General features: G+C 71.6%; 26 protein-coding genes and 1 tRNA gene. 10 read left to right on the forward strand and 17 right to left on the reverse strand.

Annotated elements, in window-relative coordinates; genetic code table 11:
• Nucleotides 1-17: 17 nt before the first annotated feature.
• The 3 genes from tsaD to ACLBYE_RS18895 form a co-directional block, all read right to left on the reverse strand.
• Nucleotides 18-1082, reverse strand: a complete 1065-nt coding sequence (tsaD, locus tag ACLBYE_RS18885) for a tRNA (adenosine(37)-N6)-threonylcarbamoyltransferase complex transferase subunit TsaD (RefSeq protein ID WP_091978264.1) — start codon at nucleotides 1080-1082, stop codon at nucleotides 18-20.
• Between the two features lie 134 nt (nucleotides 1083-1216).
• Nucleotides 1217-1426, reverse strand: coding sequence for a TOBE domain-containing protein (locus ACLBYE_RS18890; RefSeq protein ID WP_020093225.1), 210 nt, complete (start codon nucleotides 1424-1426; stop codon nucleotides 1217-1219).
• 95 nt (nucleotides 1427-1521) lie between these two features.
• A complete protein-coding gene (locus tag ACLBYE_RS18895) occupies nucleotides 1522-1860 on the reverse strand; it encodes a DUF2293 domain-containing protein (protein WP_447695336.1) in 339 nt (112 codons plus the stop codon).
• 102 nt (nucleotides 1861-1962) lie between these two features.
• Between ACLBYE_RS18895 and ACLBYE_RS18900 the strand changes: the two genes are divergently transcribed.
• A complete protein-coding gene (locus ACLBYE_RS18900; protein WP_447695337.1) occupies nucleotides 1963-2268 on the forward strand; it encodes a hypothetical protein in 306 nt (101 codons plus the stop codon).
• A 111-nt stretch (nucleotides 2269-2379) separates the two neighbouring features.
• Here the strand turns inward: ACLBYE_RS18900 and rpsD are convergent, their stop codons facing one another.
• Complete coding sequence (gene rpsD / locus ACLBYE_RS18905) at nucleotides 2380-2997, reverse strand: 30S ribosomal protein S4 (RefSeq protein WP_447695338.1); 618 nt, start codon at nucleotides 2995-2997, stop codon at nucleotides 2380-2382.
• A 193-nt stretch (nucleotides 2998-3190) separates the two neighbouring features.
• Here rpsD and ACLBYE_RS18910 point away from each other — a divergent pair, with 193 nt between their 5' ends.
• A complete protein-coding gene (locus ACLBYE_RS18910; RefSeq protein ID WP_447695339.1) occupies nucleotides 3191-3670 on the forward strand; it encodes an N-acetyltransferase family protein in 480 nt (159 codons plus the stop codon).
• A gap of 36 nt (nucleotides 3671-3706) precedes the next feature.
• Here the strand turns inward: ACLBYE_RS18910 and ACLBYE_RS18915 are convergent, their stop codons facing one another.
• The gene (locus tag ACLBYE_RS18915) at nucleotides 3707-5341 is read right to left on the reverse strand and encodes an alpha-D-glucose phosphate-specific phosphoglucomutase (RefSeq protein WP_447695340.1); all 1635 of its coding nucleotides are present in this window, start codon (nucleotides 5339-5341) and stop codon (nucleotides 3707-3709) included.
• A gap of 217 nt (nucleotides 5342-5558) precedes the next feature.
• Between ACLBYE_RS18915 and ACLBYE_RS18920 the strand changes: the two genes are divergently transcribed.
• Nucleotides 5559-6671 (forward strand): alpha/beta hydrolase, encoded by a 1113-nt coding sequence (locus ACLBYE_RS18920; protein ID WP_447695341.1) that lies wholly within the window; start codon nucleotides 5559-5561, stop codon nucleotides 6669-6671.
• Between the two features lie 55 nt (nucleotides 6672-6726).
• On the opposite strand, the gene scpA is transcribed toward ACLBYE_RS18920, so the two are convergent.
• The 9 genes from scpA to ACLBYE_RS18965 form a co-directional block, all read right to left on the reverse strand.
• A complete protein-coding gene (scpA, locus tag ACLBYE_RS18925; protein WP_447695342.1) occupies nucleotides 6727-8892 on the reverse strand; it encodes a methylmalonyl-CoA mutase in 2166 nt (721 codons plus the stop codon).
• 107 nt (nucleotides 8893-8999) lie between these two features.
• A complete protein-coding gene (locus tag ACLBYE_RS18930; RefSeq protein ID WP_447695343.1) occupies nucleotides 9000-9719 on the reverse strand; it encodes an SURF1 family protein in 720 nt (239 codons plus the stop codon).
• A 74-nt stretch (nucleotides 9720-9793) separates the two neighbouring features.
• Nucleotides 9794-10198 carry a cytochrome o ubiquinol oxidase subunit IV gene (gene cyoD / locus ACLBYE_RS18935; RefSeq protein WP_447695344.1) on the reverse strand — a complete coding sequence of 135 codons (405 nt, stop codon included), beginning with the start codon at nucleotides 10196-10198 and terminating at the stop codon, nucleotides 9794-9796.
• Complete coding sequence (cyoC, locus tag ACLBYE_RS18940; protein WP_447695345.1) at nucleotides 10195-10827, reverse strand: cytochrome o ubiquinol oxidase subunit III; 633 nt, start codon at nucleotides 10825-10827, stop codon at nucleotides 10195-10197. Before cyoC ends, cyoD begins: the two co-directional genes overlap by 4 nt.
• A 4-nt stretch (nucleotides 10828-10831) precedes the next feature.
• Entirely contained in the window at nucleotides 10832-12832 is a 2001-nt protein-coding gene (gene cyoB, locus ACLBYE_RS18945) for a cytochrome o ubiquinol oxidase subunit I (protein WP_447695346.1), read from the reverse strand.
• A gap of 75 nt (nucleotides 12833-12907) precedes the next feature.
• Complete coding sequence (cyoA, locus tag ACLBYE_RS18950; RefSeq protein ID WP_447695347.1) at nucleotides 12908-14140, reverse strand: ubiquinol oxidase subunit II; 1233 nt, start codon at nucleotides 14138-14140, stop codon at nucleotides 12908-12910.
• Nucleotides 14141-14279: 139 nt separating this feature from the next.
• Nucleotides 14280-15611, reverse strand: a complete 1332-nt coding sequence (locus ACLBYE_RS18955; RefSeq protein ID WP_447695348.1) for an MFS transporter — start codon at nucleotides 15609-15611, stop codon at nucleotides 14280-14282.
• A 168-nt stretch (nucleotides 15612-15779) separates the two neighbouring features.
• Nucleotides 15780-17966 (reverse strand): glycosyltransferase family 2 protein, encoded by a 2187-nt coding sequence (locus ACLBYE_RS18960; protein ID WP_447695349.1) that lies wholly within the window; start codon nucleotides 17964-17966, stop codon nucleotides 15780-15782.
• Entirely contained in the window at nucleotides 17966-19009 is a 1044-nt protein-coding gene (locus tag ACLBYE_RS18965) for a hypothetical protein (RefSeq protein ID WP_447695350.1), read from the reverse strand. The genes ACLBYE_RS18960 and ACLBYE_RS18965 overlap by 1 nt, the downstream gene beginning before the upstream one ends.
• Nucleotides 19010-19485: 476 nt before the next feature.
• Between ACLBYE_RS18965 and ACLBYE_RS18970 the strand changes: the two genes are divergently transcribed.
• Nucleotides 19486-19560, forward strand: a tRNA-Val gene (locus ACLBYE_RS18970).
• 216 nt (nucleotides 19561-19776) lie between these two features.
• Here ACLBYE_RS18970 and ACLBYE_RS18975 read toward each other — a convergent pair.
• Both ACLBYE_RS18975 and ACLBYE_RS18980 read right to left on the reverse strand, forming a co-directional pair.
• Nucleotides 19777-19995 carry a hypothetical protein gene (locus ACLBYE_RS18975; RefSeq protein WP_447695351.1) on the reverse strand — a complete coding sequence of 73 codons (219 nt, stop codon included), beginning with the start codon at nucleotides 19993-19995 and terminating at the stop codon, nucleotides 19777-19779.
• Between the two features lie 39 nt (nucleotides 19996-20034).
• The gene (locus tag ACLBYE_RS18980; protein WP_447695352.1) at nucleotides 20035-20364 is read right to left on the reverse strand and encodes a hypothetical protein; all 330 of its coding nucleotides are present in this window, start codon (nucleotides 20362-20364) and stop codon (nucleotides 20035-20037) included.
• A 288-nt stretch (nucleotides 20365-20652) separates the two neighbouring features.
• Here ACLBYE_RS18980 and ACLBYE_RS18985 point away from each other — a divergent pair, with 288 nt between their 5' ends.
• From ACLBYE_RS18985 to ACLBYE_RS19005, 5 genes are all read left to right on the forward strand, one after another.
• Nucleotides 20653-21156 (forward strand): hypothetical protein, encoded by a 504-nt coding sequence (locus tag ACLBYE_RS18985; RefSeq protein WP_056523293.1) that lies wholly within the window; start codon nucleotides 20653-20655, stop codon nucleotides 21154-21156.
• A complete protein-coding gene (locus ACLBYE_RS18990; protein WP_447695353.1) occupies nucleotides 21153-21650 on the forward strand; it encodes a hypothetical protein in 498 nt (165 codons plus the stop codon). The genes ACLBYE_RS18985 and ACLBYE_RS18990 overlap by 4 nt, the downstream gene beginning before the upstream one ends.
• A gap of 259 nt (nucleotides 21651-21909) precedes the next feature.
• Nucleotides 21910-22047 carry a hypothetical protein gene (locus tag ACLBYE_RS18995; protein ID WP_020093244.1) on the forward strand — a complete coding sequence of 46 codons (138 nt, stop codon included), beginning with the start codon at nucleotides 21910-21912 and terminating at the stop codon, nucleotides 22045-22047.
• 173 nt (nucleotides 22048-22220) lie between these two features.
• Nucleotides 22221-23000 carry an SDR family oxidoreductase gene (locus ACLBYE_RS19000; RefSeq protein WP_447695354.1) on the forward strand — a complete coding sequence of 260 codons (780 nt, stop codon included), beginning with the start codon at nucleotides 22221-22223 and terminating at the stop codon, nucleotides 22998-23000.
• 66 nt (nucleotides 23001-23066) lie between these two features.
• Complete coding sequence (locus ACLBYE_RS19005) at nucleotides 23067-24362, forward strand: amidase (protein ID WP_447695355.1); 1296 nt, start codon at nucleotides 23067-23069, stop codon at nucleotides 24360-24362.
• Nucleotides 24363-24386: 24 nt separating this feature from the next.
• Here the strand turns inward: ACLBYE_RS19005 and ACLBYE_RS19010 are convergent, their stop codons facing one another.
• Nucleotides 24387-25592 carry a serine hydrolase domain-containing protein gene (locus ACLBYE_RS19010; protein WP_447695356.1) on the reverse strand — a complete coding sequence of 402 codons (1206 nt, stop codon included), beginning with the start codon at nucleotides 25590-25592 and terminating at the stop codon, nucleotides 24387-24389.
• Between the two features lie 232 nt (nucleotides 25593-25824).
• On the opposite strand from ACLBYE_RS19010, the gene ACLBYE_RS19015 reads away from it, so the two are divergent.
• Nucleotides 25825-26175, forward strand: coding sequence for a GCG_CRPN prefix-to-repeats domain-containing protein (locus ACLBYE_RS19015; RefSeq protein ID WP_447695357.1), 351 nt, complete (start codon nucleotides 25825-25827; stop codon nucleotides 26173-26175).
• The last annotated feature ends 231 nt before the right edge of the window (nucleotides 26176-26406 follow it).

Consider the following 26406-nt stretch of genomic DNA (forward strand, 5'->3'; position numbering starts at 1 on the left):
GCGCCGGTCCGCCGCGCTCATCCGGCCGGGACCGCCGCGCGGGCCGGGGCGGCCGCCAGCGGCCAGCGGGGCCGCGCCGGGGCGGTGAGGTCGTCCACCAGCCCGAGGCGCAGGCGCTCCAGCCCCGCCCAGGCGATCATCGCGCCGTTGTCGCCGCAGAGGGGCAGGGGCGGGGCCACGAAGCTCAGGCCCGCCTCGCCCGCGAGGGACGCCAGCGCCCGCCGGACGGCGCCGTTGGCCGCCACGCCCCCCGCCGCCACCAGGGCGGTGGGGCGTCCGGCGACGTCCGAGAAGGCGCGCAGGGCGACCCGGGCGCGGTCCACCACCACGTCGACCACGGCGGCCTGGAAGCTCGCGCAGAGGTCGGCGACGTCGCGCTCGGCCAGCGGGGCGATCCGCTCGGCCTCGATCCGCACGGCGGTCTTGAGGCCCGAGAGGGAGAAGTCGGCCTCGCGGCGGCCGAGCATCGGCCGGGGCAGGGCGAAGCGCTCGGGATCGCCGGCCTCGGCCACGCGCTCGACCTCGGGGCCGCCGGGATAGCCGAGGCCCAGGAGCTTGGCGACCTTGTCGAAGGCCTCGCCGATGGCGTCGTCGACGGTGGAGCCGAGGCGCACGTAGTCGCCGACGCCGCGCACGGCGACGAGCTGGGTGTGGCCGCCCGAGACCAGGAGCAGCAGGTAGGGGAAGGCGATGCCGTCGGTGAGCCGCGCCGTGAGGGCGTGGGCCTCCAGGTGGTTGACGGCGAGCAGGGGCTTGCGGGTCACGAGCGCCAGGGTCTTGGCGGTGACGAGGCCGACCAGCACGCCGCCGATCAGCCCGGGCCCGGCCGCCACCGCGATGCCGTCGAGGTCCCGGAAGCCGGTCCCGGCCCGGTCGAGGGCGCGGGCGATCAGCCGGTCGAGCACCTCGACATGGGCGCGGGCGGCGATCTCCGGCACGACGCCGCCGTAGGCCGCGTGCTCGGCGATCTGACTGAGCACCTCGTTGGCGCGGATCTGAGCGCCGCCCTCCTCGTCGACCGACACCACCGCGGCGGCGGTCTCATCGCAGGTGGTCTCGATGCCGAGCACGGTCTTCTGCACGCGCGGAACTCCTTGGTCCGGGCTCATCCTATCCGGCGGCGGCGGCGGCGCGAAGGCGGCCGGCCCCCGCCCGGACCCGGAGCGTGGTGGATGCGCGGCGCCCCCGTCCCCGGAGGACGCCGCGCGAGCCGCCGTCAGTCGACGGCGACCATGACGTCGGAGGCCTTGATCACCGCGTAGGCGGGACCGCCGGCGACGAGCTTGAGGGCCTCGACGGCCTCGTTGGTGATCGAGGCGGTGACCACCTGGCCGGGGCTGATCTCGATCCTCACGTGGGAGGTGGTCGCCCCCTTCTCCACCGAGACGACCGTACCCTTGAGAACGTTGCGCGCGCTGATCTTCATGGTCTTCTGCCAATCTCCACGAGCGGCACCGGAACGGGCCGCGGGGCGGCCCCGGGCCGGTCTCCTACAGCATGGCGGAGCCCGGCGCGACCGCCTCAGCGCGGATCGGACCCGGGCGCGCCGGGCTCGTCCTCGGGGACCGGCGCGGCGCCCCAGGCGGCGAGCGCGGCGTTGAGGTCTTCGAGGACGAAGTGCCGGGCGCTGTCCCGGTCGTAGCCGTCTGCGAGGAGGTCGTCGTAATCCGTGAAGACGTGGCGCGCGTAGGCCACGAGGGCGAGGCGGGCCGCCGTCTCGGGGGCGGCCCGGCGGAGGCCGGGGCTCGCCAGCGCCCGGTCGAGCGCGGCCTCCGCCTCGAAATCCGGCAGGCGCGGGGCGAGGCGGGCCAGGGCCGCGGCGACGGCCTCACGGCGGTTCAGGGGCGGACCGGCGCTCACCGGGGATCTGCCGTCGGCATGATTTTAAAGGTGTGATCGGATAGGATCGCCGCCAGATGAGGCGGGGCCGGCACAGGATCCTCCGCCGGGGAGATCACGTCCATGGCAATTCTTCGTCCCGCGCTGCTTCTCGGCCTCCTGCTCGGGGCGACGCCGGCGCTGGCCCAGAGCCCGGCTCCGGGCGCGGGCCCCGGCCCGGCCGCCGCCCCGACCGGCCCCATCGTGGGCGGCCGCCGGGTGACCCCCATGAGCCAGACCAAGCCGCCGGGCAACGCCGCGGCCACCGGGTTGCCGCAGCCCGTGAGCCAGGCCGAGATGATCAAGGCTCAGAAGGCCGCCGAGGCCCGCTCGAAGGCCTGGGACAGCAAGATGCGGCACACGATGGGCTCGATCTGCCACGGCTGCTGAGGCCCGCGCCCCGTCCCGGGTGCCGGAGGCCGGCCTTCGGGACGGGGGTGTCGAAACGCGAAGGGGCCGCCCGAACGGGCAGCCCCTCCATCGGTCGCCGGGGCGACAGGATCAGCGGGAGTAGAACTCGATGACGAGGTTCGGCTCCATCTGCACCGGGTAGGGCACCTCGGACAGGCTGGGGATGCGGGTGACGCGGGCGGTCATCTTGGCGTGGTCGGCCTCGATGTAGTCCGGCACGTCGCGCTCGGAGAGCTGGGTCGCCACGATGACGATCTCGAGCTGGCGGGACGACTCCTTGACCTCGATGAGGTCGCCGGCCTTCACCTGGTAGCTCGGGATGTTGACGCGGACGCCGTTCACCTTGACGTGCCCGTGGTTGACGAACTGGCGCGCGGCGAACGGGGTGGCGACGAACTTCGCCCGGTAGACGACGGCGTCGAGGCGGCGCTCGAGCAGGCCGATCAGGTTCTCGCCCGAGTCGCCGCGCAGGCGGATCGCCTCGGCGTAGTAGCGGCGGAACTGCTTCTCGGTGATGTTGCCGTAGTAGCCCTTGAGCTTCTGCTTGGCGCGCAGCTGCGTGCCGAAGTCGCTCATCTTGCCCTTGCGGCGCTGGCCGTGCTGGCCGGGGCCGTACTCGCGGCGGTTGACGGGGCTCTTCGGGCGGCCCCAGATGTTCTGGCCCATGCGGCGGTCGAGCTTGTGCTTCGCCTGAATCCGCTTCGACATATCTTCCGCGTCCTCTCGTGACGAGAATGAGGAACGCGCCCTCCTTTTCCCGGCCCTTCGCGGTCCGGGACGACAGGGCGGGAGGATCCCGCCCACGGGTGCGCGTGAAAACGCGACGGGGCCCCGTGCGGAGCCCCATCGACGGGCGGGTCTTTAGGGGACGGACGCGCCGCGGTCAACCGTGAGAGGTCAGATGGACGAGTCAGTCGCGCTCCGGCGCGGTGCGCCCGCGGACGCGGAGGCGATCCGGGCGCTGGTGGAGGCGGCCTACACCAAGTGGATCCCGGTGATCGGCCGCCTGCCGATCCCCATGCGGGCGGACTACGCGCAGGCTCTGCGGGACCACCGGTTCGACCTGCTGCTGGCCGGCCCGGATCTCGCCGGCCTGATCGAGACGCGGGCCGAGGCCGATCACCTGCTGGTCGTCAACGTCGCGGTGCACCCGGCCTTCCAGGGCCGGGGCTTCGGCAGCCGGCTGATGGGACGGGCCGACGCGGTCGCGGCCGAGGCCGGACTGGCGCGACTGCGCCTCTACACCAACAAGAAGTACACGGCGAACCTGCGCCTCTACGGGGCACTCGGCTACCGGGTGGAGCGGGAGGAGCTCTACGACGGACCGGGCCGGACCCGCGACGACGACGTCACCGTGCACATGGTGAAGGACCTGGTTTGAGGAATCGGCGCCGGCCCTGCCGTCTTCCGGCTCCCCTCAGGTCACCACGCTCGGCTCAGGCCTTCCGGTGCGCGGCGCGATCTCGGCGATCGCGCGGGCCGCGGCCGCCACCGGGGCCAGCACCTCGGCCACGGCCAAGTCGAGCCGGTCCGGCGCGTTCTCGTAGCGCTCCAGGTAGACCCGCAGCGTCGCCCCGGCGGTGCCGGTGCCCGAGAGCCGGAACACCGCCCGCGCGTCCTCGGCGAAGCCGATCCGGATGCCCTGGCGCTCGGTGAGCGAGCCGTCCACCGGATCGCGGTAGGCGAACTCGTCGGCCGTCGACACCGTGAGGTTGCCGATCCGCGTGCCCGGCAGCCCGGCGAGCTTCTCGCGGAGCGCGTCCATCAGGCCGTTGGCGGCGTCGGAATCGACCTCCTCGTAATCGTGGCGGGCGTAGTAGTCGCGCCCGTAGGCGCGCCAATGCGCCCGCACCAGCGCGTCGGCGCGCTCGCCGGTGGCGGCCAGGATGTTGAGCCAGAGCAGCACTGCCCAGAGCCCGTCCTTCTCGCGCACGTGGTTGGAGCCGGTGCCGGCGCTCTCCTCGCCGCAGAGCGTGATCAGCCCGGCATCCAGCAAATTGCCAAAAAACTTCCAGCCGGTGGGGGTCTCGTAGGCCTCGATGCCGAGGGCGGCCGCGACCCGGTCGGCGGCGCGGCTCGTCGGCATGGACCGCGCGACACCGGCGAGCCCGCCCGCGTAGCCCGGCGCCCGGTGGGCGTGGGCGGCGAGCAGGGCGAGGCTGTCGCTCGGCGTCACGAACAGGCTAGGTGCCACGATCATGTTGCGGTCGCCGTCGCCGTCCGAGGCGGCGCCGAAATCCGGCGCGTCCGGGCCCTGCATCAGGTCGAACAGGTCGTGGCAATGGACCGGGTTCGGGTCCGGGTGGTGGCCGCCGAAATCCTCCTTCGGCACGGCGTTGACCACCGTGCCGGCGGGGGCGCCGAGCATCCCTTCGAGGATCGCCGTCGCGTACGGCCCCGTCACCGCGCTCATGGCGTCGAAGCGCATGCGGAAGCCGGAGGCGAACAGCCGCGACACCGCGTCGAAGTCGATCAGCGTGCGCATCAGCTCGGCGTAGTCGGCCACCGGGTCGATCACCGTGACCGTCATGGCGCCGAGGCGGATGTCGCCGAGCGTGTCGAGGTCGAGGTCCGGGGCCTCGACGACGCGGTACTCGGTCAGCGCCTTGGCCCGCGCGAAGATCGCGTCGGTGACGGTTTCCGGTGCCGGGCCGCCGTTGGCGGCGTTGAACTTGATGCCGAAATCGCCCTCCGGGCCGCCCGGGTTGTGGCTCGCCGAGAGGACGATGCCGCCGAGCGCCTTGGCCTTCCGGATCACGCAGGAGGCGGCCGGCGTCGAGAGCAGGCCGCCCTGCCCGACCAAGACCCGGCCGAAGCCGTTTCCGGCGGCCAGCCGCAGCGTCTTCTGCACCACCTCGCGGTTGAGGAACCGGCCGTCGCCGCCCAGCACCAGGGTGGCGCCCGCCTTGTCGGGCAGGGTGTCGAAGATCGCCTGGACGAAGTTCTCGACGTAGTTCGGCTGCCGGAACACCGGCACCTTCTTGCGCAGGCCGGAGGTGCCCGGCTTCTGGTCGGGGAACGGCGTGGTGGCGACGGTGGTCGGAGTCGTCATAAGCGGGCGTCTCCCGGGATCCTGCGCCTCAATGCCCGCCCGGAGGCGCGGCGTCACCAGCCCCGGCGACAGGGGCGAGCTTTTTTCACGCGGATTCGCCGGATCGGGCGGCGGAACCCGCCGCCTGTCCGCCGCCTGCCGCTCCGGAGCGTTGCGCCCGCCGGTACCCGCCGGTTCAATCGCCCGAGCCGCCGGACAAGGCGGACCGGAGGAAACCATGGCGGACAGACCGATGCGGACAGATCCGAACGCGGCACGACCGGGCCGGGGCCTGGCCCGGCGCGAGTTGGTCGGGGCGCTCGCCGCCGGAGCGGCGGTCGCGGCCTCGGCGGCCCCTGCCGTCGCGGCTCTCGCGGCCCGGCTGGCCACGGAAGAGTTCCGCCTGCCCTGGAGCGAGCCCGGCGTGGACATCTACGTGCGCAACAAGCGCCCGGCCGGCACCGACACGTTCCCGGGCGACCGGATCCTGCTCTACGTGCACGGCTCGACCTACCCGTCATCCACGGCCTTCGACCTGCCGCTCGGCGGGATGTCGGCCATGGACTACCTCGCGGGCCTCGGCTTGGACGTCTACTGCGTGGACCTGCCGGGCTACGGCCTGTCGGGCCGTCCGGCCGCCATGGACGCGCCGCCGGACGACAACCCGCCGCTGATGCGCACGCCCGACGCCGCCAAGGTGGTGGGGCAGGTCGTCGACTTCATCAAGAAGCGGCGCGGCGTCGAGAAGATCGACCTGATGGGCTGGTCCTGGGGAACCTCCACCATGGGGCTCTACACCAGCACCCACAACGACAGCGTCAACCGCCTCGTCCTCTACGCGCCGCAATGGCTCGCGCGCACGCCGGGCCTGATCGGCGGCGGCGGCAAGGTGGGGGCCTACCGCACCGTCAGCCGGGACAGCGCCCGGGCCCGCTGGCTGACCGGGGTGCCCGAGGACAAGAAGGCCGACCTGATCCCGGCGGGCTGGTTCGACCAGTGGGCCGACGCGACCTTCGCGACCGACGCGGCCGGGGCGAAGCGGTCGCCGCCGGTCCTGCGCGCGCCGAACGGCACGGTCGCCGACAAGGACGCCTACTGGGCGGCCGGCAAGCCGCTCTACGACCCGGGCAAGATCCGCGTGCCGGTGCTGATCATCCACGCCGAGTGGGACGCCGACCTGCCGAGCTACCAGGCCCAGGAATACTTCGCCAAGCTCACCCACGCCCCCTACAAGCGCTTCGTCGAGCTGGGGGAGGGCACCCACACGGTGATGATGGAGAAGAACCGCATGCAGTTCCTCCACACCGTCGGGGCGTTCCTCACGGAGGCGGACCCGCAGGCGCTGAACTGAGGCGCCTCGGAATAAGGTCCGCGGCGGCCAGCCCGGCCGCCGCGGGAGGCTCGCCCTACTCCGCCGCCTGCCGGGCCGCGTAGCCCAGCCGCTCGTTCAGAGCGCGGATCAGCTTGGCGGCCGCCTCGGCGATCACCGTGCCGGGCGGGAAGATCGCCGCCGCGCCGGCCGCCGTCAGCGCGTCGTAGTCGCCCGGCGGGATGACGCCGCCGATCGCGATCATCACGTCGTCGCGGCCCTGCTCGGTCAGCGCCGCCTTCAGCTCCGGCACCAGCGTCAGGTGGCCGGCCGCCAGCGACGAGACGCCGACGATGTGGACGTCGTTCTCCACCGCCTGGCGGGCGGCCTCCGCCGGCGTGGCGAAGAGCGGCCCGATATCCACGTCGAAGCCGAGATCCGCGAAGGCCGAGGCGATCACCTTCTGGCCGCGGTCGTGCCCGTCCTGGCCCATCTTGGCGACCAGGATGCGCGGCCGGCGGCCGTCGTTCTCCTCGAACGCCTCGACCAGCGCCCGGACTTCCTCGACCACTGGCGACATGCCCCCCACCTCGCGCTTGTAGACGCCGGAGATCGAGCGGATCTCGGCGCGGTGCCGGCCCCAGGCCTTCTCCAGGGCCTCGGAAATCTCGCCCACCGTCGCCTTGGCGCGGGCCGCGTCGACGGCGAGTTCCAGCAGGTTGCCGGTGCCGTCGGCGGCCTTCGTGAGCGCGTCGAGCCGGTCCGCGACCGTCGCCTCGTCGCGCTCGGCGCGCAGGCGCTTGAGCTTGTCGATCTGGAGCCGGCGGACGTTGCCGTTGTCCACCCGCAGCAGCTCGATCGCCATCTCGTCGTCGGCCCGGAACTTGTTCACGCCCACGATGGTCTGGCGGCCGGAATCGATCCGCGCCTGCGCCCGCGCGGCGGCCTCCTCGATGCGCAGCTTCGGGATGCCGGCCTCGATCGCCTTGGCCATGCCGCCGAGCCCGTCGACCTCGCGGATGTGCTCCCAGGCCCGGGCGACCATGTCGGCGGTGAGCTTCTCCACGTAGTAGGAGCCGCCCCAGGGATCGACGATCCGGGTGGTGCCGCTCTCCTGCTGGAGGAACAGCTGGGTGTTGCGGGCGATCCGGGCCGAGAAGTCGGTCGGCAGCGCCAGCGCCTCGTCGAGCGCGTTGGTGTGGAGCGACTGCGTGCCGCCCTGTGTCGCCGCCATCGCCTCGATGTTGGTGCGGGTGACGTTGTTGAACACGTCCTGGGCGGTGAGCGACCAGCCCGACGTCTGCGAGTGGGTGCGCAGGGCGAGCGACTTCTCCGACTTCGGATCGAACCCCTTCACGAGCTTCGCCCAGATCAGGCGCGCGGCCCGCATCTTGGCGACCTCCATGAAGAAGTTGGTCGAGATCGCCCAGAAGAACGACAGGCGCGGGGCGAACTGGTCGATGGTCAGCCCGGCCGCCAGCCCGGCCTTGATGTACTCGACGCCGTCGGCGAGCGTGTAGGCGAGCTCCAGGTCGTTCGTCGCCCCGGCCTCCTGCATGTGGTAGCCGGAGATCGAGATCGAATTGAACTTCGGCATGTTCTTCGACGTGTAGGCGAAGATATCCGAGATGATCCGCATCGACCCCTTGGGGGGATAGATGTAAGTGTTGCGGACCATGAACTCCTTGAGGATGTCGTTCTGGATCGTGCCCGCGAGCTTCTGCGGCGGCACGCCCTGCTCCTCGGCGGCCACGATGTAGAGGGCGAGGATCGGCAGCACGGCGCCGTTCATCGTCATCGACACGGTCATCTCGTCCAGCGGGATGCCGGAGAACAGCGTGCGCATGTCGTAGATCGAGTCGATCGCCACGCCCGCCATGCCGACATCGCCCGAGACGCGGGGATGGTCGGAATCGTAGCCGCGGTGGGTGGCGAGATCGAAGGCGACCGACAGGCCCTTCTGCCCGGCCGCGAGGTTGCGGCGGTAGAAGGCGTTCGAATCCTCGGCCGTGGAGAAGCCGGCATATTGCCGGATCGTCCAGGGCTGGGTGACGTACATGGTCGGGTAGGGGCCGCGCAGGAACGGCGCGATCCCCGGATAGGTGTCGAGGAACTCGATGCCCTCCCGGTCCTCCGGCCCGTAGCGGCCCTTCACCGGGATGCCCTCCGGCGTCATCCAGGGCTCGCCGAGCGCCGGAGCCGCCACCGCGAGCGATTCGCCTGAGAACGGGACTTCGGCGAAGTTCGGGATGCGGGAGGTCATGGCGTTGACTCGTTGTGGCGTTTGTCACGCCATTATAGGGACCCGCTCGGAGCGGGCTACTCCCCTATCGGTCACGCTTCGCGCGGAGGCCGCGCGGCGCCGGCGCCTCAGCAGGCCTCAGCGTCCCGGTCCCCCGGACCGCGCCGCAGCAGGTAGATCACGGCGCCGGAGAGCATCAGCGCCATCCCGTACCACGTGATCGCGTAGACGAGGTGGTTGTTGGGGAAGGCGATCACCGTCAGGCCGCCCACCGGCAGGCCGCCCGGATTGGGCGTCGCGTCGGCGTCCACGAAGTAGGGGGCGACGTCGGTCAGGTCCCGGGCGGCGGCGATCGCCGCCACGTCGCGGGAATACCAGCGGCCGTCCTTCGGATCGTTGGCGCGCAGGAACGCCCCCCCGGGCTCGGTCAGCCGCAGGAGGCCGGTCACCGCGGTCTCGCCCGCGACCTGCCCGGCTTCCCGGGTCGCCGGGTCCCGCCGGTTGCCGGGCACGAAGCCGCGATTGATCAGCACGACGGTCCCGTCCGGCCGCCGCAGGGGCGTCAGCACCCAGAAACCGCCGCCCAGTTCGGTGACGGCCTGAACCAGGGTCTCGCGATCGTGCAGGAAAGTGCCGGAGAGCCGGACGTGCCGGTAGGCGTCGTCGGGGCCGACGCGCGGCCACGCGGCGGCGCCGGGCGCCGGCACGGGCGGGGCATGGACCCGGGCATCGACCCGGGCGATCAGGTCGAGCTTCCAGGCCCGCCGCTCCACCTGCCAGGTCCCGAGCCCCAGCAGCACCACGAAGACGAGGCTCGCGCCGACGCCGAACACGGCGCGCCGCAGCAACGAGAGCGGGGCCGGGGAGGGGCCCGTATCGGCCCCCCCTCCCGACCCCGCGGGCCCCGAAACCGAACGCGCGCTCAGCGGGCGTTCTTCATGACGTCGTGGGCATCCATCGGCATCATGTTGTGGTTAAGGTGGTACATGACCCACACCGAGCCGGCGAGCATGATCACCACCAGCGTGATGGTGAAGATCAGCGCCATGAAGGTCCAGCCGCCCTCCGACTTCGTGCTCATGTGCAGGAAGTAGATGACGTGCACGACCATCTGGACGCCGCCGAGCGCCAGGATCACCAGGGTGGTGACGAGGCTGTTGTCGAGCACGTTGCCCATCACCAGCCAGAACGGGATCACCGTCAGGATCACCGACAGGACGAAGCCCGTCATGTAGCTCTGGAAGGTGCCGTGCCCGCCCTCGCTGTGGGCGTGGGGGTCGTGCGTGTCCGGACCGTGGCCGGCGAGGTGGTGTGCGTCGGCGCTCATTCGAGCACTCCCATCAGGTAGACGACGGTGAAGACGCCGATCCAGATCAGGTCGAGGAAGTGCCAGAACATCGACAGGCACATCAGCCGGCGCTTGTTCTCGACGATCAGGCCGCGCTTGCTGACCTGCACCATCAGCACGACGAGCCACAGGATGCCCATCGAGACGTGCAGGCCGTGCGTCCCGACGAGGGTGTAGAACGAGGACAGGAACGCGCTGCGCCAGGGCGGCGCGCCCTCGTGGAACAGGTGGACGAACTCCCGGATCTCCAGGGCCACGAAGGCGACGCCGAACAGGCCGGTGATGGCGAGCCAGATCTGCGTCTGCTTCACGCGGTCCCGGTCCATCTCCAGCATGGCGAAGCCGTAGGTGATGGACGAGAACAGCAGCATGGCGGTGTTCACCGCGATGCCCGGCAGGTCGAACAGCTCCTTCGGGGTGGGGCCGGCCGCGTAGCTGCGCCCGAGCACCCCGTACGTCGCGAACAGCGTCGCGAAGATGAGGCAGTCGCTCATCAGGTAGAGCCAGAACCCGAGCATGGTCGAGCCCTCGGAATGATGGCCCTCCTCGTCGATCTGGTAGAAGACCGGCGCCGCGGCGCCGGGGGGTGCAGTCTCCGCGTGCATCATCGGATCACGCCATCTCCAGTTCGCGCGTCCGCTGACCTTCCGTCCGACTGACGACGTCGGCGGGAATGTAGTAGTCGCGATTGTAGTTGAAGGTGTGGGCGATCGCCACGACGAAGATCGCCACGAAGCTGAGGATCGCCAGCCACCAGACGTACCAGACCATGGCCAGGCCGAAGGTGAAGTTCAGGGCCGCCAGGATCGCGCCGGCCGCGGTGTTCTTGGGCATGTGGATCGGCCGATAGCCCTTGAGCGGGCGGTCGAAGCCGCGGTTCTTCATGTCCCACCACGCGTCGGAATCGTGGACCACCGGCGTGAACGCGAAGTTGTAGTCCGGCGGCGGCGAGGAGGTGGACCATTCCAGCGTCCGGCCGCCCCACGGGTCGCCGGTGAGGTCGCGCAACCGGTCGCGGTTGCGGATCGAGACCACGAACATCACGATCTGCGAGGCGATACCGCAGGCGATCAGCGCCGCGCCGATGGCGGCGATGACGAACCAGATCTGCAGCGACGGGTCGTCGAAGTGCTGCATGCGCCGGGTCACGCCCATCAGGCCGAGCACGTAGAGCGGCATGAAGGCGACGTAGAACCCGGTCACCCAGAACACGAGGGCCACCTTCCCCCAGAACTCGTCGAGCTTGAACCCGAAGGCCTTGGGGAACCAGAAGGTCACGCCGGCGAACATGCCGAACAGCACGCCGCCGATGATCACGTTGTGGAAGTGCGCGATCAGGAACAGCGAGTTGTGCAGCACGAAGTCGGCCGGGGGCACCGCCAGCAGGACGCCGGTCATGCCGCCGATCACGAAGGTGACGATGAACGCCACCACCCACATCATCGGCACCTCGAACCGGATCCGGCCGCGGTACATCGTGAACATCCAGTTGAAGATCTTCGCGCCCGTCGGGATCGAGATGATCATGGTCGTGATCCCGAAGAACGAGTTCACGTCCGCGCCCGAGCCCATCGTGAAGAAGTGGTGCAGCCACACGAGGTAGGCGAGGATGGTGATGACCACCAGCGCGTAGACCATCGAGGTGTAGCCAAACAGGCGCTTGCCGCAGAAGGTCGAGGTGATCTCCGAGAACACGCCGAAGGCCGGCAGGATCAGGATGTAGACCTCCGGGTGGCCCCAGATCCAGATCAGGTTGAAGTACAGCATGGCGTTGCCGCCGAGGTCGTTCGTGAAGAAATGCGTGCCGACGTAGCGGTCGAGCGACAGCATCGCGAGAACGGCCGTGAGGATCGGGAAGGCGGCCACGATCAGGATGTTGGTGCAGAGCGACGACCAGACGAAGATCGGCAGCTTCATCATGGTCATGCCGGGCGCCCGCATCTTCACGATGGTGGCGATCAGGTTGATGCCCGAGAGCAGCGTCCCGATGCCGGCGATCTGCAGGGCCCAGATGTAGTAGTCGACGCCGACGCCGGGGCTCATCGCCGCCCCCGAGAGGGGCGGGTAGGCCAGCCAGGTGGCGCGGGAGAACTCGCCGACGAATAGCGAGACCATCACCAGCAGGCCGCCGGCGACCGTCATCCAGAAGCTGAAATTGTTCAGGAACGGGAAGGCGACGTCGCGGGCGCCGATCTGCAGCGGCACGGCGAAGTTCATGAGCCCCGTGACGAACGGCATCGCCACGAAGAAGATCATGATCATGCCGTGGGCGGTGAAGATCTGGTCGTAGTGGTGCGGCGGCAGGAAGCCCTGCTGGTCGCCGAACGCGACCGCCTGCTGCGAGCGCATCAGGATCGCGTCGGCGAAGCCGCGCAGCAGCATGATGCCCGCGAAGATGCAGTACATGATGCCGATCTTCTTGTGGTCGATCGACGTGATCCAGTCACGCCACATCGGCCCCCAGAAGCGGTAGTAGGTGATGACGCCGAGCACGGTGAGGCCGACGACGGCCACGCCGGCGAACGTCCCCTGCAGGATCGGCTCGTGATAGGGGATCTGCTCGATCGTAAATCGCCCGACGAGCAGCTGCTGTAGGTCCAGGTTTGCGAACATGGGATCGGCCCGTTCAGTGGGTTCGACGGCGACCGCCGGTTGTGTGTGTGGAGTCCGCTGTCAGCACGCGCGGCCTCACTGGTTCAGCTGCTTGGGGGCGATCTGGATGCCCCCGCTCCGACCCCCGCCGGAGCCCTGGCCCGTGGCGTCGGGCGGCGTCGTCTGGCCCCGGACGTGCGGGTTGCCCATGTCGGGCCGCGGCTGCATGCCCTGCGGCTGCGTCTGGCCGTGCGGCGCGGTCCCGGAGGCCGGCGCCGTCGCGCCCGGCCCCTCGACGCCGCGCTCGGCGAGGCGGTTGTCGTACCGGAGACGCGCGTAGTTGTCCGCGGCCTCCGCGCCGGTGGCGCCGCCCTGCGCGTCGATCTTCGCCATCTCGCCGACGCACATCTGGTCGGGCCGGGGGCACATGCCGATGATCCGGTCGTACAGGCCCTTCATGTAGGACTTGTAGAACCGCGCCGGCTCGGCCTCGCTCGGCTCCTCCAGCTTCAGGTAGGCCTCCTGGGTCAGCTCGCCGCCCTCGGCCTTGGCCTTGGCGATCCACTGGTCGAACTTGTCGGTGGTCAGGCCGTGGAACTTGAAGAACATGTTGGAGAAGCCGGCGCCGCTGTAATGCGCCGAGCGGCCCTCGTAGGCGCCCTCGCGGTTGATCACCGCGTGGAGCTGGGTCTGCATGCCCGGCATCGCGTAGACCATGCCGGCGAGCGTGGGCACGTAGAACGTGTTCATCACGTCGGTGGCGGTGATCTTGAAGCGGATCGGCCGGTCCACCGGCGCGGCCAGCTCGTTGACCGTGGCGATCCCGTATTGGGGGTAGAGGAACAGCCACTTCCAATCCATGGCCACGGCCTCGACCTCGAGCGGCACCGTCCCGGCCGGGACGTCGCGCTTCGGGTCGATCTTGCTGAGCGGCCGGAACGGATCGAGGGTGTGGGTCCCGATCCACGTGAGGGCGCCCAGGGCGATGATGATCATCAGCGGCGCCGTCCAGATCAGCACCTCGAGCTGCGTCGAGTGGTGCCATTCGGGATCGTAGACCGCGTCCTGGTTGCTGGCGCGGTAGCGCCACGCGAAGATCAGCGTGAAGGCGATCACCGGGACGATGATCAGGAGCATCAGCCCGGTCGCCGCCAGCACGAGGTTGCGCTGCTGCTCAGCGACGTAGCCGGCCGGGTGCAGGACCACGAAGTTGCAGCCGCCGAGCAGGGTCAGGAGCGGCAGGGCGAGGAGCGGCAGGAGGCGCCGAGCGCGACCGCCTCGGCGGGTCGCGGTGTCGGTCCTGTCCGGTCGATGGATCGTGGATGTCACAGCACGCGTCTCGTCATCCCAGGCCGCTGCCGCGGCACTTCTGCCATGCCGCTGCCGCGGCGCTTCTGCCGTACCGCGCGAGGCGGCGTTCCAGTCAGCTCACGGGCGGGCCGGGCGGCCTGCGCCGCCGGCCGCCGACTCACATCTGGCGCAGTTCCGACCGGTCGGTGAACAGGGCCACGAGGCTGCAGACCGCGCCGGAGAGGAGGTAGACGCCGATCATCGCCAGGCCGTAGCGCTGCGACAGGAACAGGGCCACCAGGGGCGCGAAACCGGCCCCGATCAGCCACGCGAAGTCGGAGGTCAGCGCCGCGCCGGTGTAGCGGTAGCGGTTGCCGAGGCGGGCGCTCACCGCTCCCGCGGTCTGGCCGTAGGCGAGGCCGAGCAGCATGAAGCCGATCGTGACGTAGATGGTCTGGCCGATGGCGCTCTCGCCGAACAGGAGCGGCGCGATGATGCTGCCGAGGGCGAAGAAGCCGATCAGCGAGCTGCTCATGATCAGGCAGTTGCGGCGGCCGATCTGGTCGGCGATCAGCCCCGAGGCCGCGACCGCGCCGGCGCACACGATCGCGCCGGAGAACTGCACGATCAGGAACTCGCCCGGCGAGCGGGTCGTGCTGTTCAGCGCGAGCCACGCGATCGGGAAGATCGTCACGAGGTGGAACAGCGCGAAGGCGGCGAGCGGCACGAAGGCACCGCGGACCACGTCGCCGGCGTGGTGGCGGAACAGCTCCAGGGCCGGGACCGGGCGCAGCCGGTCGAGGTCCATCATCCGGGCGAACTCGTCGGTGGCGACGAGGCGCAGCCGGGCGAACAGCGCGACCACGTTGATGGTGAAGGCGCAGTAGAACGGGAAGCGCCAGCCCCAGTCGATGAAATCGGCCTCGTCGAGGTTGACGATGAAGAACGCGAACAGGGCGCTCGCCACCATGAAGCCCAGGGGCGCGCCGAGCTGCGGGATCATCGCGTACCAGCCGCGGCGCTCCCGCGGGGCGTTCATGGCGAGCAGCGAGGCGAGGCCGTCCCAGGCGCCGCCGAGGGCGAGGCCCTGCAGGATCCGCAGGCCGGCCAGGATGTAGACCGCCGAGATGCCGATGCTGTCGTAGCGCGGCAGGAAGCTCACCGCCGCCGTCGACCCGCCGAGCAGGAACAGGGCCGTGGTCAGCTTGACGCTGCGGCCGTGGCGCCGGTCGATCGCCATGAACAGCACGGTGCCGAGCGGCCGGGCGATGAAGGCGAGGGCGAAGATCGAGAAGGCGTAGAGGGTGCCCTTCAGCGGGTCGACGAAGGGGAAATACACCTTCGGGAAGACCAGCACGCAGGCGATGCCGAACACGAAGAAGTCGAAGTATTCGGACGCGCGTCCGATCACCACGCCGATGGCGATCTCGTTGGGGTGGACCTTGTGGTCTCCCATCGCCTGCTGGGCGTCGCGCTCCAGGCCCGCGACCGTAGGGGTGTTCGCACTCATCTCTGATTGTCGCCCTCGCCGCGCGCCCGTGGGGACGCCTTGGCCGGAACTGCCTCTTGCGGCATGTCCAGAGGTACCGCAACCGGCTCCGGACGCAAGTTTACCCACTGACGCATGCATAGCACCGCGCGGCCGCGACCACCGGTGTCGCCACGGAGCGAGGACCGCTCACACGCGGTAATGGGCGGAATTCCGTGACAGGTTGATGTTGTAATAGGGGTCGGCACGCAGCTCCGGGCCCCAGCGGTCGAGCATGGTCAGCACCTCGCCCTCGAAGCGCTTCTGCTTCTCCGGCGTGTCCTCGGCCCCGCGGCTCTTCGACTCGTGATGAATCAATTTCGCGAAGGGCGTCCAGACGATCCGGTAGCCGGACCGGCGGATCTTCAGGCAGAGATCGACGTCGTTGAAGGCGACCTTCAGGGCCTGCGCGTCGAAGCCGCCGACCTCCGCGAACACGTCCGCCCGCATGGCCAGGCACGCGCCGGTGACCGCCGAGACCTCGTGGGCGATGACCATGCGGCAGAAATAGCCCGGATCCGCGTCCGCGACGCCGAGATGGCTGTGGCCGGCCACGCCCCCGATCCCGAGGACGATGCCGCCGTGCTGGATCGTGTGGTCCGGGTAGAGGAGCTTGGCCCCGACGGCCCCGATCTCCGGCCGCACGGCGTGGCGGACCAGCTCGGCGAGCCAGCCGGGCTCGAGCACCTCGATGTCGTTGTTGAGGAACAGGAGCACCGCGCCGGTGGCCGCGGCGGCGCCGCGATTCGACAGATCCGAGAAATTGAACGCCCCCGGCACCGGCACGACGCGCACCCGCGGATCGTCCCGGTAGCGGGCGAACAGGGCGGCGGTCTCGGGCTCGCGGCTGTCGTTGTCGACGATGATCACCTCGATGTCGGGGTAGTCGGTCGCGCCGAGCAGCCCGTCGAGGGTCACCGACAGGATCTCGGCCCGGTCGCGGGTCGGGATGATCGCGGAGACCCGCGGCGGCGACGCGGGCAGCGGCCGGACCAGGCGGTTGAAGCCGCCGGGACCGCGCTCCGCGCGGCCGCCCCAGGGCGCCACGACCTCCTCCAGGGCGCGCAGGCGCGCGGCCTCCGCCCGGGCGAGCGCCCGGTCCGAGAAGGTCCCGGAGCCCTGCGCGGCGCGCCAGTGATAGAGCACCCGCGGGATGTGGCGGATGCGGGCGGGGTCGAGCCCGTCGGTCAGCCGCAGCAGCAGGTCGTGGTCCTGACTGCCCTCGAAGCCGGGGCGCAGGCCGCCGACGGCGCGCAGCGCCTCGGTGCGCACGACCGTGAGGTGGTTGATGTAGTTCTGGGCGTAGAGCAGCTCGCGGTCGAAGCAGGACTTGAAGTGCGGGTCGAATCGCCGGCCGCGCCCGTCGATCTTGTCCTCGTCGCTGTAGATCAGCACGAGGCCCGGGTCGCGGCGCAGCGCCCGGGCGACCTCGTAGAGGGCGTCCTCGGTGAGCGCGTCGTCGTGGTCCATGAAGGCGCAGACCGCCCCCCGGGCCATGCCCAGCGCGTCGTTGGTCGCCCGGGCGATGTGGCCGTTCTCCGTCCGGGCGAGAACGCGGATGCGCGGGTCGGCCTCGGCCGCCCGGCTCAGGATCCGCGGGATCTCGGGGCGCGTGGAGGCGTCGTCCACGGCGCACAGTTCCCAGTGGGGGTAGAGCTGCGCGCGCAGCGAGGCCAGGGCGGCGCGCAGCACCTTCGGGTCCGGATCGTGGACCGGCATCAGCACGGAGATCAGGGGCGGATCGGTCCAGGCGGCGATCTCGGCGGCGATCCCGTCCCGCTCCGCGCGGCGCAGGGTGTGGGTCCCGAGCCAGGCCTCGTAGCCGCTCACGCGCCGGTGGCGCAGCGCCCGGCCCAGGAAGCCCCGCGCGCGCACCTTCTTGCCGAGGATCCGCCAGGTGAAGGCCTGCACGGTCAGGCCGGGATCGCGCAGGAGCCCGCGGGCGGCCAGGACCGGCCGGGCGAGGCGGCGCACGGCGATCCGGCGCAGCCGGACCGGGACGCGCCCGGCCGGGTCGGCGACGCGCAGATCGACGACGTCCTCGGGCAGGCAGCCGATCCACGCGAAGGCGCCGCCGCCCCGGGCCTCCTGCGGCAGCAGCGTGCCCGCCCGTCCGTCGGGACCGACGAAGCTGATGTCGGGGAGGGTGTCGCGGGCCTCGGCCGGGTCGTTGGACAGGATGATCTCGACCCAGCGGCCCGCGAGATCCGGCAGCGCGACGCGCAGCCCGTCGGAGCCCGCCCGCGCCGGGAGCGCGCGCCGCTTGCCCCAGAGCCCCGTGACCTGCGCCGTCGGGAGGCGGAATTCGGGCACCGCCGGCCCGGTCGAACGCACCATCAACTCCAGCTCTTGTCGACCGAGGCCTTCACGGCATCCGACATGGCCACGTCGAACACGATCATGTCCTCGACCGCCTTGACGCTCTTCAGGCGCTCGGCCAGCGCCAGCGTCTCGGCCGGCACCGCCGGCAGCGTCGGGATCGGCGCGCCGATCCCGAGGCGGTCGAACAGCGTCGACGCGAAGGCGGGGAACCGGGTCTTGTGGCCGACGATCCCGACCCGGGCGAGAATCTCGATCGCCGCGATCGAGTTGCCCGGATGCAGCCGGTCGTCCGGCATGCGGGTCCCGAGCTGGCGGGTCAGCGGGTTGTAGAGCAGCCGGTAGGCGGGCTCGGGCAGCATCCGGAAGAAGCGCTTGAGGCTCTTCACGTCGGAGAAGTCGTACCCGTCCGCGAAGGCGGCGGCCTCCGCCAGCGGCCCCAGGCGCCAGCTGCGCGCCGGATCGGCCGCATCCGCGGCCCGGGCCTTCAGCCAGCGCATCCGGGCCGCCATCTCGATCTGCGGTTCCTGGAGCAGGATGGCCGTGACCATCAGGTCCGGCGTCATGAAATTCTCGTAGCGCGGGATGGTCACGGCGCCCGACAGGAAGGCCGACGGGGCGGCCGGACCGGCCAGGACGCAGCTCAGGATCTCGTCCGGCAGCTTGTGGATGCCGAAGTAGCAGTGCTGGAAATACGGGAAGAGCGCCGTCTGGAGGACGGTCTCGGGCTCGATGCCGGTGTTGATCAGCATGGTCCGCAGCCGGATCTGACCCTCGACCGGCATGCGGCGGTAGACCAGCACGTTGGTGTCGGCATCGTAGAGTTCGAGCCGCGGGATCTCGGACAGGCCCGGCACCTCGGCCTCGCTGACCACGAAGGTGCATTGCCCGGTGGCGTGCCAGCCGTTGCGCTTGAACGCCTCGTCGATGACGCTCGCCGGGACCTCGGCCACGCGTCGACCGTCGACCGCGACCACGACCCGGCTGATGGCGAGGGGATTGTCCGGCACGATCCAGCCGCGGATCGAGTCGCCCTGATCGTGGTCGATGAAGTAGCGCATGTCCTGAAGCGTGAGGCGGCGGCATGCCGGCGCCGAGTGTCCGCCATGTGTCGCGGCGCGGCCGGATGCCGAGCGGCAGGGCCATAGCGCATTTTCCCGTCGGCGTGCACCATGGCGCGTTCGGCCCGGAGACGGATCCCGGCGGGTTGCCCCCGCCGGCTCGTTCTCCCCGTCTCTAAGCCATTGACGCAGAATGCGCTATCCGCGCGCGGCGCGGGGCGATCGGGTCGGCGCGCGCCGCAGCCGGACCATCGAGGGACGCGATCGATCGGCCTGATCACGCAGGTTCCGCTTGCGCCCTCGCCGGGCAGCCGCTATAGGCCCCGCCCACCGGAGCCCGAACGGCGCCGACCCGGACGCGCAGCTCGGCGGGAGAGCACTACCTTGACACGGTAGTCGCCCCTCTCATAAGTTCCTGAGCAGTCTGGACTATTTCGATGGCTTGCAGGTTCGTCGAACCTGATCGCGGTCGATACGGAGACGTAGCACAGCGGTAGTGCATTCCCTTGACATGGGAAAGGTCACAGGTTCGATCCCTGTCGTCTCCACCATTCGACGCCGTGACTCCCGGCCCGTCCCCAGATTGAACGCCCCAGACTGACGTCACGGCAGGATCGCCCGCCGAGAGGGGTTCTCCGAACCGGTCGCGGCCTCCGGCATCGCGCCTGCCCGCTCTTCCATCACGGAGTCGCGCGTGCCTCCTCTCGCGTGGCGAGACGACGAGGCTCGAGCAGAACCGATGCCCGACCCGTCGGCGGGACGGGATCCTACGGGATCGCGGCGCGGGCGAGGGCCGCGCGGCGCAGCCGACAGGCGGCCTCCGTGACACGGCGCGCGCGGTCCCGTCCCGCGTCCGGCCGCGCGCGGTCGCAGGTCTCCGCGACCGCGTCCAGCACGGCCGAGGCCGCCGCCATGAGGGCCAGCGTCGTCGCCGAGCCGACCGAGACCAGGAAGAAGATCGTTGCGATGACTTGCGGAGCGGACATGACGCACCTCCTCGGGTGCTTCGCGGTGATGCGGGAGACTTATGGCCGGTGCGGCGGGAACCGCGTGCGGCCGAGCACGGGCCGCGTCGCGTCGGGCGCACCGCCCGCGGGCTCCGGACGGGGGGAGAACCTCAGCTCGATCGTCCGGCCCTCGCGCGCGACGACCTCGCAGGCCTGGTTCAGCAGCAGGGCGATCGAGACGAGCCGGACGGCGTGCGGTGGCACCGCCTCGGGCTGGACCTCGATCCGCGCGCCGGATGTCCTGAGCTCCCAGATCAGGCAGTCGCAGCATTCCTGCGGCTGCCCGAAGAAGATCTGTCCGGTCTTGAAGGCCGGCCTCCAGGCCTCTTCCGAGCGGTTCCCGGCCATCGCGATCTCCTGCAGAACAACTATTTCAGACCGTACCGATGAGCTGAATACGCGGTCATTCCGGGCGCGAATTCCGTATCAAACAGCACATCCGGCGAGCGCGCCGGCGATCCTGCGGCCGGCTTCGATCCGGGGCCGGCGCGAGGCCCGCCCGGCCGTGGCCGCCGCGCGCGGATCGGCCGCCGTCATCAATTGTCCAATACCCGATCGCCCGCCGTTTAATCCTTCGTTAACCATTCTAAACAGCTTAGTCGGATCAGAATTGCGTACACAGGGAGCAGGGGATCCGTGAGCGAGCTGCAGAGGCTTCTGAGCGATCCTCGGTTCCGGCCCGCAGACAAGGCCAAGCGCGGCGCCGCGTCCGAACCCGACCTCGGCAACGTCCTGCGCGCCGTCGCGTCGCTGCACGCGCGGGCCGAGTCCCCGACACCGCCGGCCGCGCCGCGGGACTGGGACGCGCTGATCCACCGGGTGCAGACCGCCGCCCGCCAGGCGCGCGTGATCGAGGCCCAGGCGCGCGAGCGGGAGGCGCGGATCGAGCAGGTGCTGGATCAGGTCCGCGAGGAGGTCCACGCCTCCAACGAGCGCGCCCGGATGGCCGAGATGCAGGCGCGCGAGGCCCAGCTGCGCGCCGAGGCGCAGGTCGTCGCCGCCGAGGAGCGCGCCAAGGCGGCCGAGGCCCGCGCCCGCGCCGCCGAGGATCGGGCCCGGCAGGCCGAGGAGTGGCTGGACCGTGTCCAGCAGGCGATCCTGTCCGAGTTCTCGGACCTCACCGAGCAGGCCGCGGCATGAGCGCCGCCCGCGCGTGGGCCGAGCCGACGGCGCCCCATCCCCTGTCCGACCCGGCCCTGCCGCGCGACGGCCACGCCGACCCGATCGACCGGGTCGTGGCGCTGTTCTCCGCCGCCGCGGCCGCATCCCCCGCACCCGTCTCCCCGGCGGCAGAGGACGACTGGTCGACCTCCCTGACCGCCGTGCGCGGCGCCGCGGCGCGGGTCCGCGCCCTGCAGGCGAGCGCCCGCGACTCCGTCCGGGAGGCTCAGAGTTCCGTGCGGGCGGCCGAGACGGCGCTCCGCGCGGCGGAGGAGCGGGCCCGCCACGCCGAGGCGCTCCTGCAGGCGGCGCTCGCCCGGGCCGAGCGGGCCGAGGCGCAGGCCCGCGCGTCGGACGAGCGGGCCGAACGGGCGGAGGCCCAGCGGGCCGAGGCGCGGGCGTGGCTGCGCCGGATGCACGAATGCATGGTCAACGAGTTCGGCGCCCTGTCCGGAGCGGCGGATCAGCCCTGAGCCGGCGCGCACCGGCCTCTGTCGACCGGACATCCGCCCGGACACCCGGCCGGGATCGCGCGGACCCGCGATGCGTCGGCCTCGGCCGAGCGTCCGACACCGCCATCACGCGCGATGGCCGCCGCGACGCGGGCCGGCCGCGCAGATTTCCCCCAGGCTACCGCAATTGCGAGCACTCGCCTTAAATCGTCGAAAACAATTCTCAGGATATGGAATTCTGATCTCGTCGCCTCGACACCGTCCGCCTGGCAGGATCGCCGTGACCCTCAGCCTCGTCCTCAGCACGTCCCTCCCGCTCCTCACCGGGGCGGTGGCCCTGCTGTGGGCGGGGTTCGTCGCTCCGGAACGGGAGGAGCGTCCGGACGTGCCCGGCGCCCGCGACCTGCGCACGTGGTGAGCGCCGGATCCCGGTTCCGGCCGTGAAGCGCCCGCCGCCGAACCGGCCCTCCGGAGGCGGAGAGACCCCGAGAGGCCCCGCGCCCCGTCCCGGCCCGCTTCCGGGGACGGCACCCGGCGCGCTATGACGCGCCGGGTGCCCTCGCGGCGAGGGCCGGCTCACGGAGGCTTCCCATGGATCTCGGCTTGAGCGGGCGCCGGGCGCTCGTCTGCGCGGCGAGCAAGGGACTGGGCAAGGGCTGCGCCCTGGCGCTCGCCCGGGAGGGCGTCGCGGTGACGATCACGGCCCGCACCGCGGAGACGCTGGAGCGGACCGCGGACGAGATCCGCGCCGCGACGGGCGTCACCGTCACCGCCGTCGCGGGCGACATCGCCACCGAGGCCGGCCGGGCCGCCGCGCTCGCCGCCTGCCCCGAGCCCGACATCCTGGTCAACAATGCCGGCGGCCCGCCCCCCGGCGATTTCCGCGAGTGGGACCGCGACGCCTGGATCCGGGCGCTCGACGCCAACATGCTGGCGCCGATCGCGCTCATCAAGGCGACGGTCGACGGGATGATCGACCGCGGGTTCGGCCGGATCGTCAACATCACCTCCGGCGCCGTGAAGGCGCCGATCGAGCATCTCGGCCTGTCGAACGGCGCCCGCTCGGGGCTGACGGGCTTCGTGGCCGGCCTGGCGCGCAAGACCGTGCGGCACGGCGTGACGATCAACAACCTGCTGCCCGGCCCCTTCGACACCGACCGGATCCGCAGCAACGCCGCCGCGGGGGCCGCCAAGGCCGGCACCTCCGTGGAGGCGTTCCTGGAGGCGCGGGCCCGCGACAACCCCGCCGGCCGCTTCGGCCACCCCGACGAGTTCGGTGCCGCCTGCGCGTTCCTGTGCAGCCAGCAGGCGGGCTTCATCACCGGGCAGAACCTGCTGATGGATGGCGGCGCCTATCCCGGCACGTTCTGACGCGGACCGGCCCGACCGGCCCTCCGCTTGCAGGGGCGGGCCGGATCAGATCATGCGGTGAGGACCATGAGCGTACGCGAGACCCTCGAGGCCCGGCTGGCCCGGATCGTCGCGGGGGACCCGGCGGTCTTCACCCGCCTCTACCCGGAGCAGGCCCGCGCGGCGGCGGACGCCGCCGATGCGCGCCGCCGGGACGGGATCTCCCTCGGCCCCCTCGACGGCGCGATGGTCTCGATCAAGGACCTGTTCGACGTGGCGGGCGAGACGACGCGCGCCGGCTCGGTCCTCTTGGCCGACGCGGCACCCGCGCGGGCCGACGCCCCGGTGGTCGCGCGCCTGCGCCGCGCCGGCGCGGTGATCCTGGGCAAGACCAACATGTCCGAGTTCGCCTTCTCGGGGCTCGGCCTCAACCCGCATTACGGCACTCCCGGCAACGCCGCCGATCCGGCGCGCATCCCGGGGGGCTCGTCCTCCGGCGCCGGGGTCTCGGTGGGGCAGGGGACGAGCGACATCGCGATCGGGTCCGACACGGGCGGCTCCGTCCGGATCCCGGCCTCGCTGAACGGCGTCGTCGGCTTCAAGCCGACCGCAAGCCGCGTGCCGCTGGAGGGGGCGTTCCCGCTGTCCTACGCCCTCGATTCCCTGGGGCCGCTCGCCCGGACGGTCGCGGATTGCGCGGCCGCCGACGCCGTGATGGCGGGCGAGGAGCCCGCGCCGCTGGAGGCGCTCGCCGTCGCCGGCCTGCGCATCGGCGTGCCGCGGGGCCTGCTGTTCACCGAGACGGAGGCGCCGGTCGCCGAGGCCTTCGAGCGGGCGCTGTCCCGCCTGTCCCGGGCCGGCGCCCGGATCGCCGATCACCCGATCGACGACCACCTCGCCGCCATGGACGCGGCGCTCCCGGACGGCTCCCTCGCGGCGATCGAGGCCGCGGCGATCCACGCCGACTGGCTGGACAGCGCGGCCGACCGCTACGACCCGCGGGTGCATCGCCGCATCGTGGCCGGCCGGAACGCGACGGCCGCGGGCTACATCCGGACGATGCGCCGACGGGCCGCGCTGATCGCCGCCTTCGACCGGCACCTCGCCCCGCTCGACGTGCTGGCGCTCCCGGCGACCGCCGCGACGGCGCCGCTCACCGCCCCGCTGGCGGCGGACGACGCGGCCTTCCTGGCGGCCAATCGCCTGATGCTGCGCAACACCGCCTTCGGCAACTTCTTCGATCTCACCGGCCTGTCCCTGCCGATGCCGGGCCCGCCCCGGCCGGCGGGCCTGATGCTGCTGGCCCGGCACGGACAGGACCGCCGGCTCCTGGCGATCGGGGCCGGGATCGAGGCCGGGATCGAGGCCGCGCTGGCGGGGTGAGCGCCCCGCGCGGCCCGGGCCCGCTCAGCGGATCTGGCGGGACAGCGCCACGCCGAGGCGCTCCGCGCCGATCTTCGGCTGGCCGCCGGCCACGAAGACGACGAGATCCTTGCCCGGATTGACGACGACCACGCTGTTGAAGCCGTCGGTCCCCCCGACCTTCAGGAAGACCGGCCGCTGGCCCGCGTCCGGGTCGCCGATCTCCTCGATCCAGGCCATGCCCTGCCGGAAGGTCTGTCCCTCCGGCTGGTAGAGCGGCGTCATCGCCTCGCGCAGCGCCCGGGTGAGCGCTGGCGGCACGGGCGCGCCGTTCACCGCCTCGTGCCCGAGCGCTGCCTCGCCGAAGGCGAGCATGTCGGTGGCGGTCGAGCGGAGCGCTCCCGCGGCGTACCACGCGAAGACCGGCCAGGGCATGACCGGCTGGCCCTCCATCCCGTAGCCCTGCGCGAGACGCGCGCGGTCGGCCGGCTTCACGGTGACCGCCGTGCTGGTCATCCCGAGCGGCCCGGTGATCCGCTCGTGCACGAGGCTCTCCCACGGCGCGCCGAGACGTTCGGAGAGAACGTAGCCGAGCAGGCCGATGCCGGCATTCGAGTACCGGTAGGGGGCGGGCAGGGCGCAGCCGCCCGCCTCGGATCCCTCCGGGCTCCAGCGCGACACCCAGGCCAGGAACGCTTCCGGCGGGTAGGTCCGGACGCTGCGCTCCGCCAGGGCACGCGGCAGGTCGCCCGGCAGCGTCGGCATCCCCGAGGTGAAGTCGGCGAGTTGCAGCGGCGTGATCTGGGCCGTGCAGGGCCGGAGCCGCAGGTTCGGCAACAGCTCCTGCAGCGGCGTGTCGGGACGCAGGCGGCCCGCATCGACGGCCTCGGCGAACAGCGCGGTCGTGAACACCTTGGTGATCGAGCCGATCTCCACGATCGTGTCGGACCGGTAGGGCGCGCCGCCGGCCCCGTTGAACCCGAAATAGCTGCGCCGCCCCCGGTGGCTCACGCCCACGATCAGGCCCGGGATCGCCCCGCGCGCGACCCAGGCGCCGGCCAAGCGCTCGACGACCGGCCGCAGCGCGTCCACCTCCGCGCCGGCCGCGAGGTCGGCCGGGCGCCCGGCCCCCTCACCGAAGCCGTCCTGCGCGCCGCCGGGACCGGCGGCGAGCGCGAGGACGAGGGCGGCGAGGCCGGCCGTCACGATGGGCCGAGACCGTCCGCCGGCCCAACGATCCGCGCTGTTCATGGTCCCCTCCCGATCCGTCACCGGCGCGCCGGGTGCGTCAGATTGGAACGGATGCATTGACGAACACTGAATACATAACCGAAATCGCGCGGCTCATAGATGATGATGCGTAGTTGATACAGGTATTGACTGAATGCGGGCGATTGACATTGATCTTGGTCCGCAAGCAGCATGACGCACGATCCGGACGCGGACAGCGCGCCGGTCGCGGGAGGATCACGCCGTGCATTTCATGCGGATGATGGGGCTCGTGGCCCTTGTGTTGAGCGGCCTGAGCCTGGCGGGCCCGGCGTCGGCGGCCCCGCTCTCACCGGCGCCGCTGGCCGGCGACGCGAGCGGGCTGACCCGGGTCGGCTACTGGTGCGGGCCCGGATTCCACCTCAACCCGTGGGGCCGGTGCGTCCCGAACGCCCGCCGGTTCTACGGCCCGGGCCCGGCCTTCTACGGAGCCCGCTACTACGGAGGCCGACGCTTCTACCGGACCTACAACTATCGCTGGCACCGCAATTACCGCTGGCACCGCAACTATCGCTGGCACCGCAACTATCATTGGCATCGCAGCTACCACTGGCGTCGCCGCTGACGAACGCGCCGGGGGGGGCCCCCGCCGGGCCCCCCCGGGGGCGCCCGGCCCCCCCCCCCCCCCCCCCCCCCCCCCCCCCCCGGCGGCAGAGGACGACTGGTCGCCCTCCCTGACCGCCGTGCGCGGCGCCGCGGCGCGGGTCCGCGCCCTGCAGGCGAGCGCCCGCGACTCCGTCCGGGAGGCTCAGAGTTCCGTGCGGGCGGCCGAGACGGCGCCCCGCGCGGCGGAGGA

The organism is Methylobacterium sp. A52T (assembly GCF_053346095.1).

Bases quoted from the DNA above. Each gene is read 5' to 3' on its own strand.
- ACLBYE_RS18890 (WP_020093225.1), bottom strand. From the start codon at position 1,426: ATGAAGATCAGCGCGCGCAACGTTCTCAAGGGTACGGTCGTCTCGGTG.
- ACLBYE_RS18900 (WP_447695337.1), top strand. From the start codon at position 1,963: ATGGCAATTCTTCGTCCCGCGCTGCTTCTCGGCCTCCTGCTCGGGGCG.
- rpsD (WP_447695338.1), bottom strand. From the start codon at position 2,997: ATGTCGAAGCGGATTCAGGCGAAGCACAAGCTCGACCGCCGCATGGGC.
- ACLBYE_RS18910 (WP_447695339.1), top strand. From the start codon at position 3,191: ATGGACGAGTCAGTCGCGCTCCGGCGCGGTGCGCCCGCGGACGCGGAG.
- ACLBYE_RS18915 (WP_447695340.1), bottom strand. From the start codon at position 5,341: ATGACGACTCCGACCACCGTCGCCACCACGCCGTTCCCCGACCAGAAG.
- ACLBYE_RS18920 (WP_447695341.1), top strand. From the start codon at position 5,559: ATGGCGGACAGACCGATGCGGACAGATCCGAACGCGGCACGACCGGGC.
- scpA (WP_447695342.1), bottom strand. From the start codon at position 8,892: ATGACCTCCCGCATCCCGAACTTCGCCGAAGTCCCGTTCTCAGGCGAA.
- cyoD (WP_447695344.1), bottom strand. From the start codon at position 10,198: ATGAGCGCCGACGCACACCACCTCGCCGGCCACGGTCCGGACACGCAC.
- cyoC (WP_447695345.1), bottom strand. From the start codon at position 10,827: ATGATGCACGCGGAGACTGCACCCCCCGGCGCCGCGGCGCCGGTCTTC.
- cyoB (WP_447695346.1), bottom strand. From the start codon at position 12,832: ATGTTCGCAAACCTGGACCTACAGCAGCTGCTCGTCGGGCGATTTACG.
- ACLBYE_RS18955 (WP_447695348.1), bottom strand. From the start codon at position 15,611: ATGAGTGCGAACACCCCTACGGTCGCGGGCCTGGAGCGCGACGCCCAG.
- ACLBYE_RS18960 (WP_447695349.1), bottom strand. From the start codon at position 17,966: ATGGTGCGTTCGACCGGGCCGGCGGTGCCCGAATTCCGCCTCCCGACG.
- ACLBYE_RS18965 (WP_447695350.1), bottom strand. From the start codon at position 19,009: ATGCGCTACTTCATCGACCACGATCAGGGCGACTCGATCCGCGGCTGG.
- ACLBYE_RS18975 (WP_447695351.1), bottom strand. From the start codon at position 19,995: ATGTCCGCTCCGCAAGTCATCGCAACGATCTTCTTCCTGGTCTCGGTC.
- ACLBYE_RS18980 (WP_447695352.1), bottom strand. From the start codon at position 20,364: ATGGCCGGGAACCGCTCGGAAGAGGCCTGGAGGCCGGCCTTCAAGACC.
- ACLBYE_RS18990 (WP_447695353.1), top strand. From the start codon at position 21,153: ATGAGCGCCGCCCGCGCGTGGGCCGAGCCGACGGCGCCCCATCCCCTG.
- ACLBYE_RS19000 (WP_447695354.1), top strand. From the start codon at position 22,221: ATGGATCTCGGCTTGAGCGGGCGCCGGGCGCTCGTCTGCGCGGCGAGC.
- ACLBYE_RS19005 (WP_447695355.1), top strand. From the start codon at position 23,067: ATGAGCGTACGCGAGACCCTCGAGGCCCGGCTGGCCCGGATCGTCGCG.
- ACLBYE_RS19010 (WP_447695356.1), bottom strand. From the start codon at position 25,592: ATGAACAGCGCGGATCGTTGGGCCGGCGGACGGTCTCGGCCCATCGTG.
- ACLBYE_RS19015 (WP_447695357.1), top strand. From the start codon at position 25,825: ATGCGGATGATGGGGCTCGTGGCCCTTGTGTTGAGCGGCCTGAGCCTG.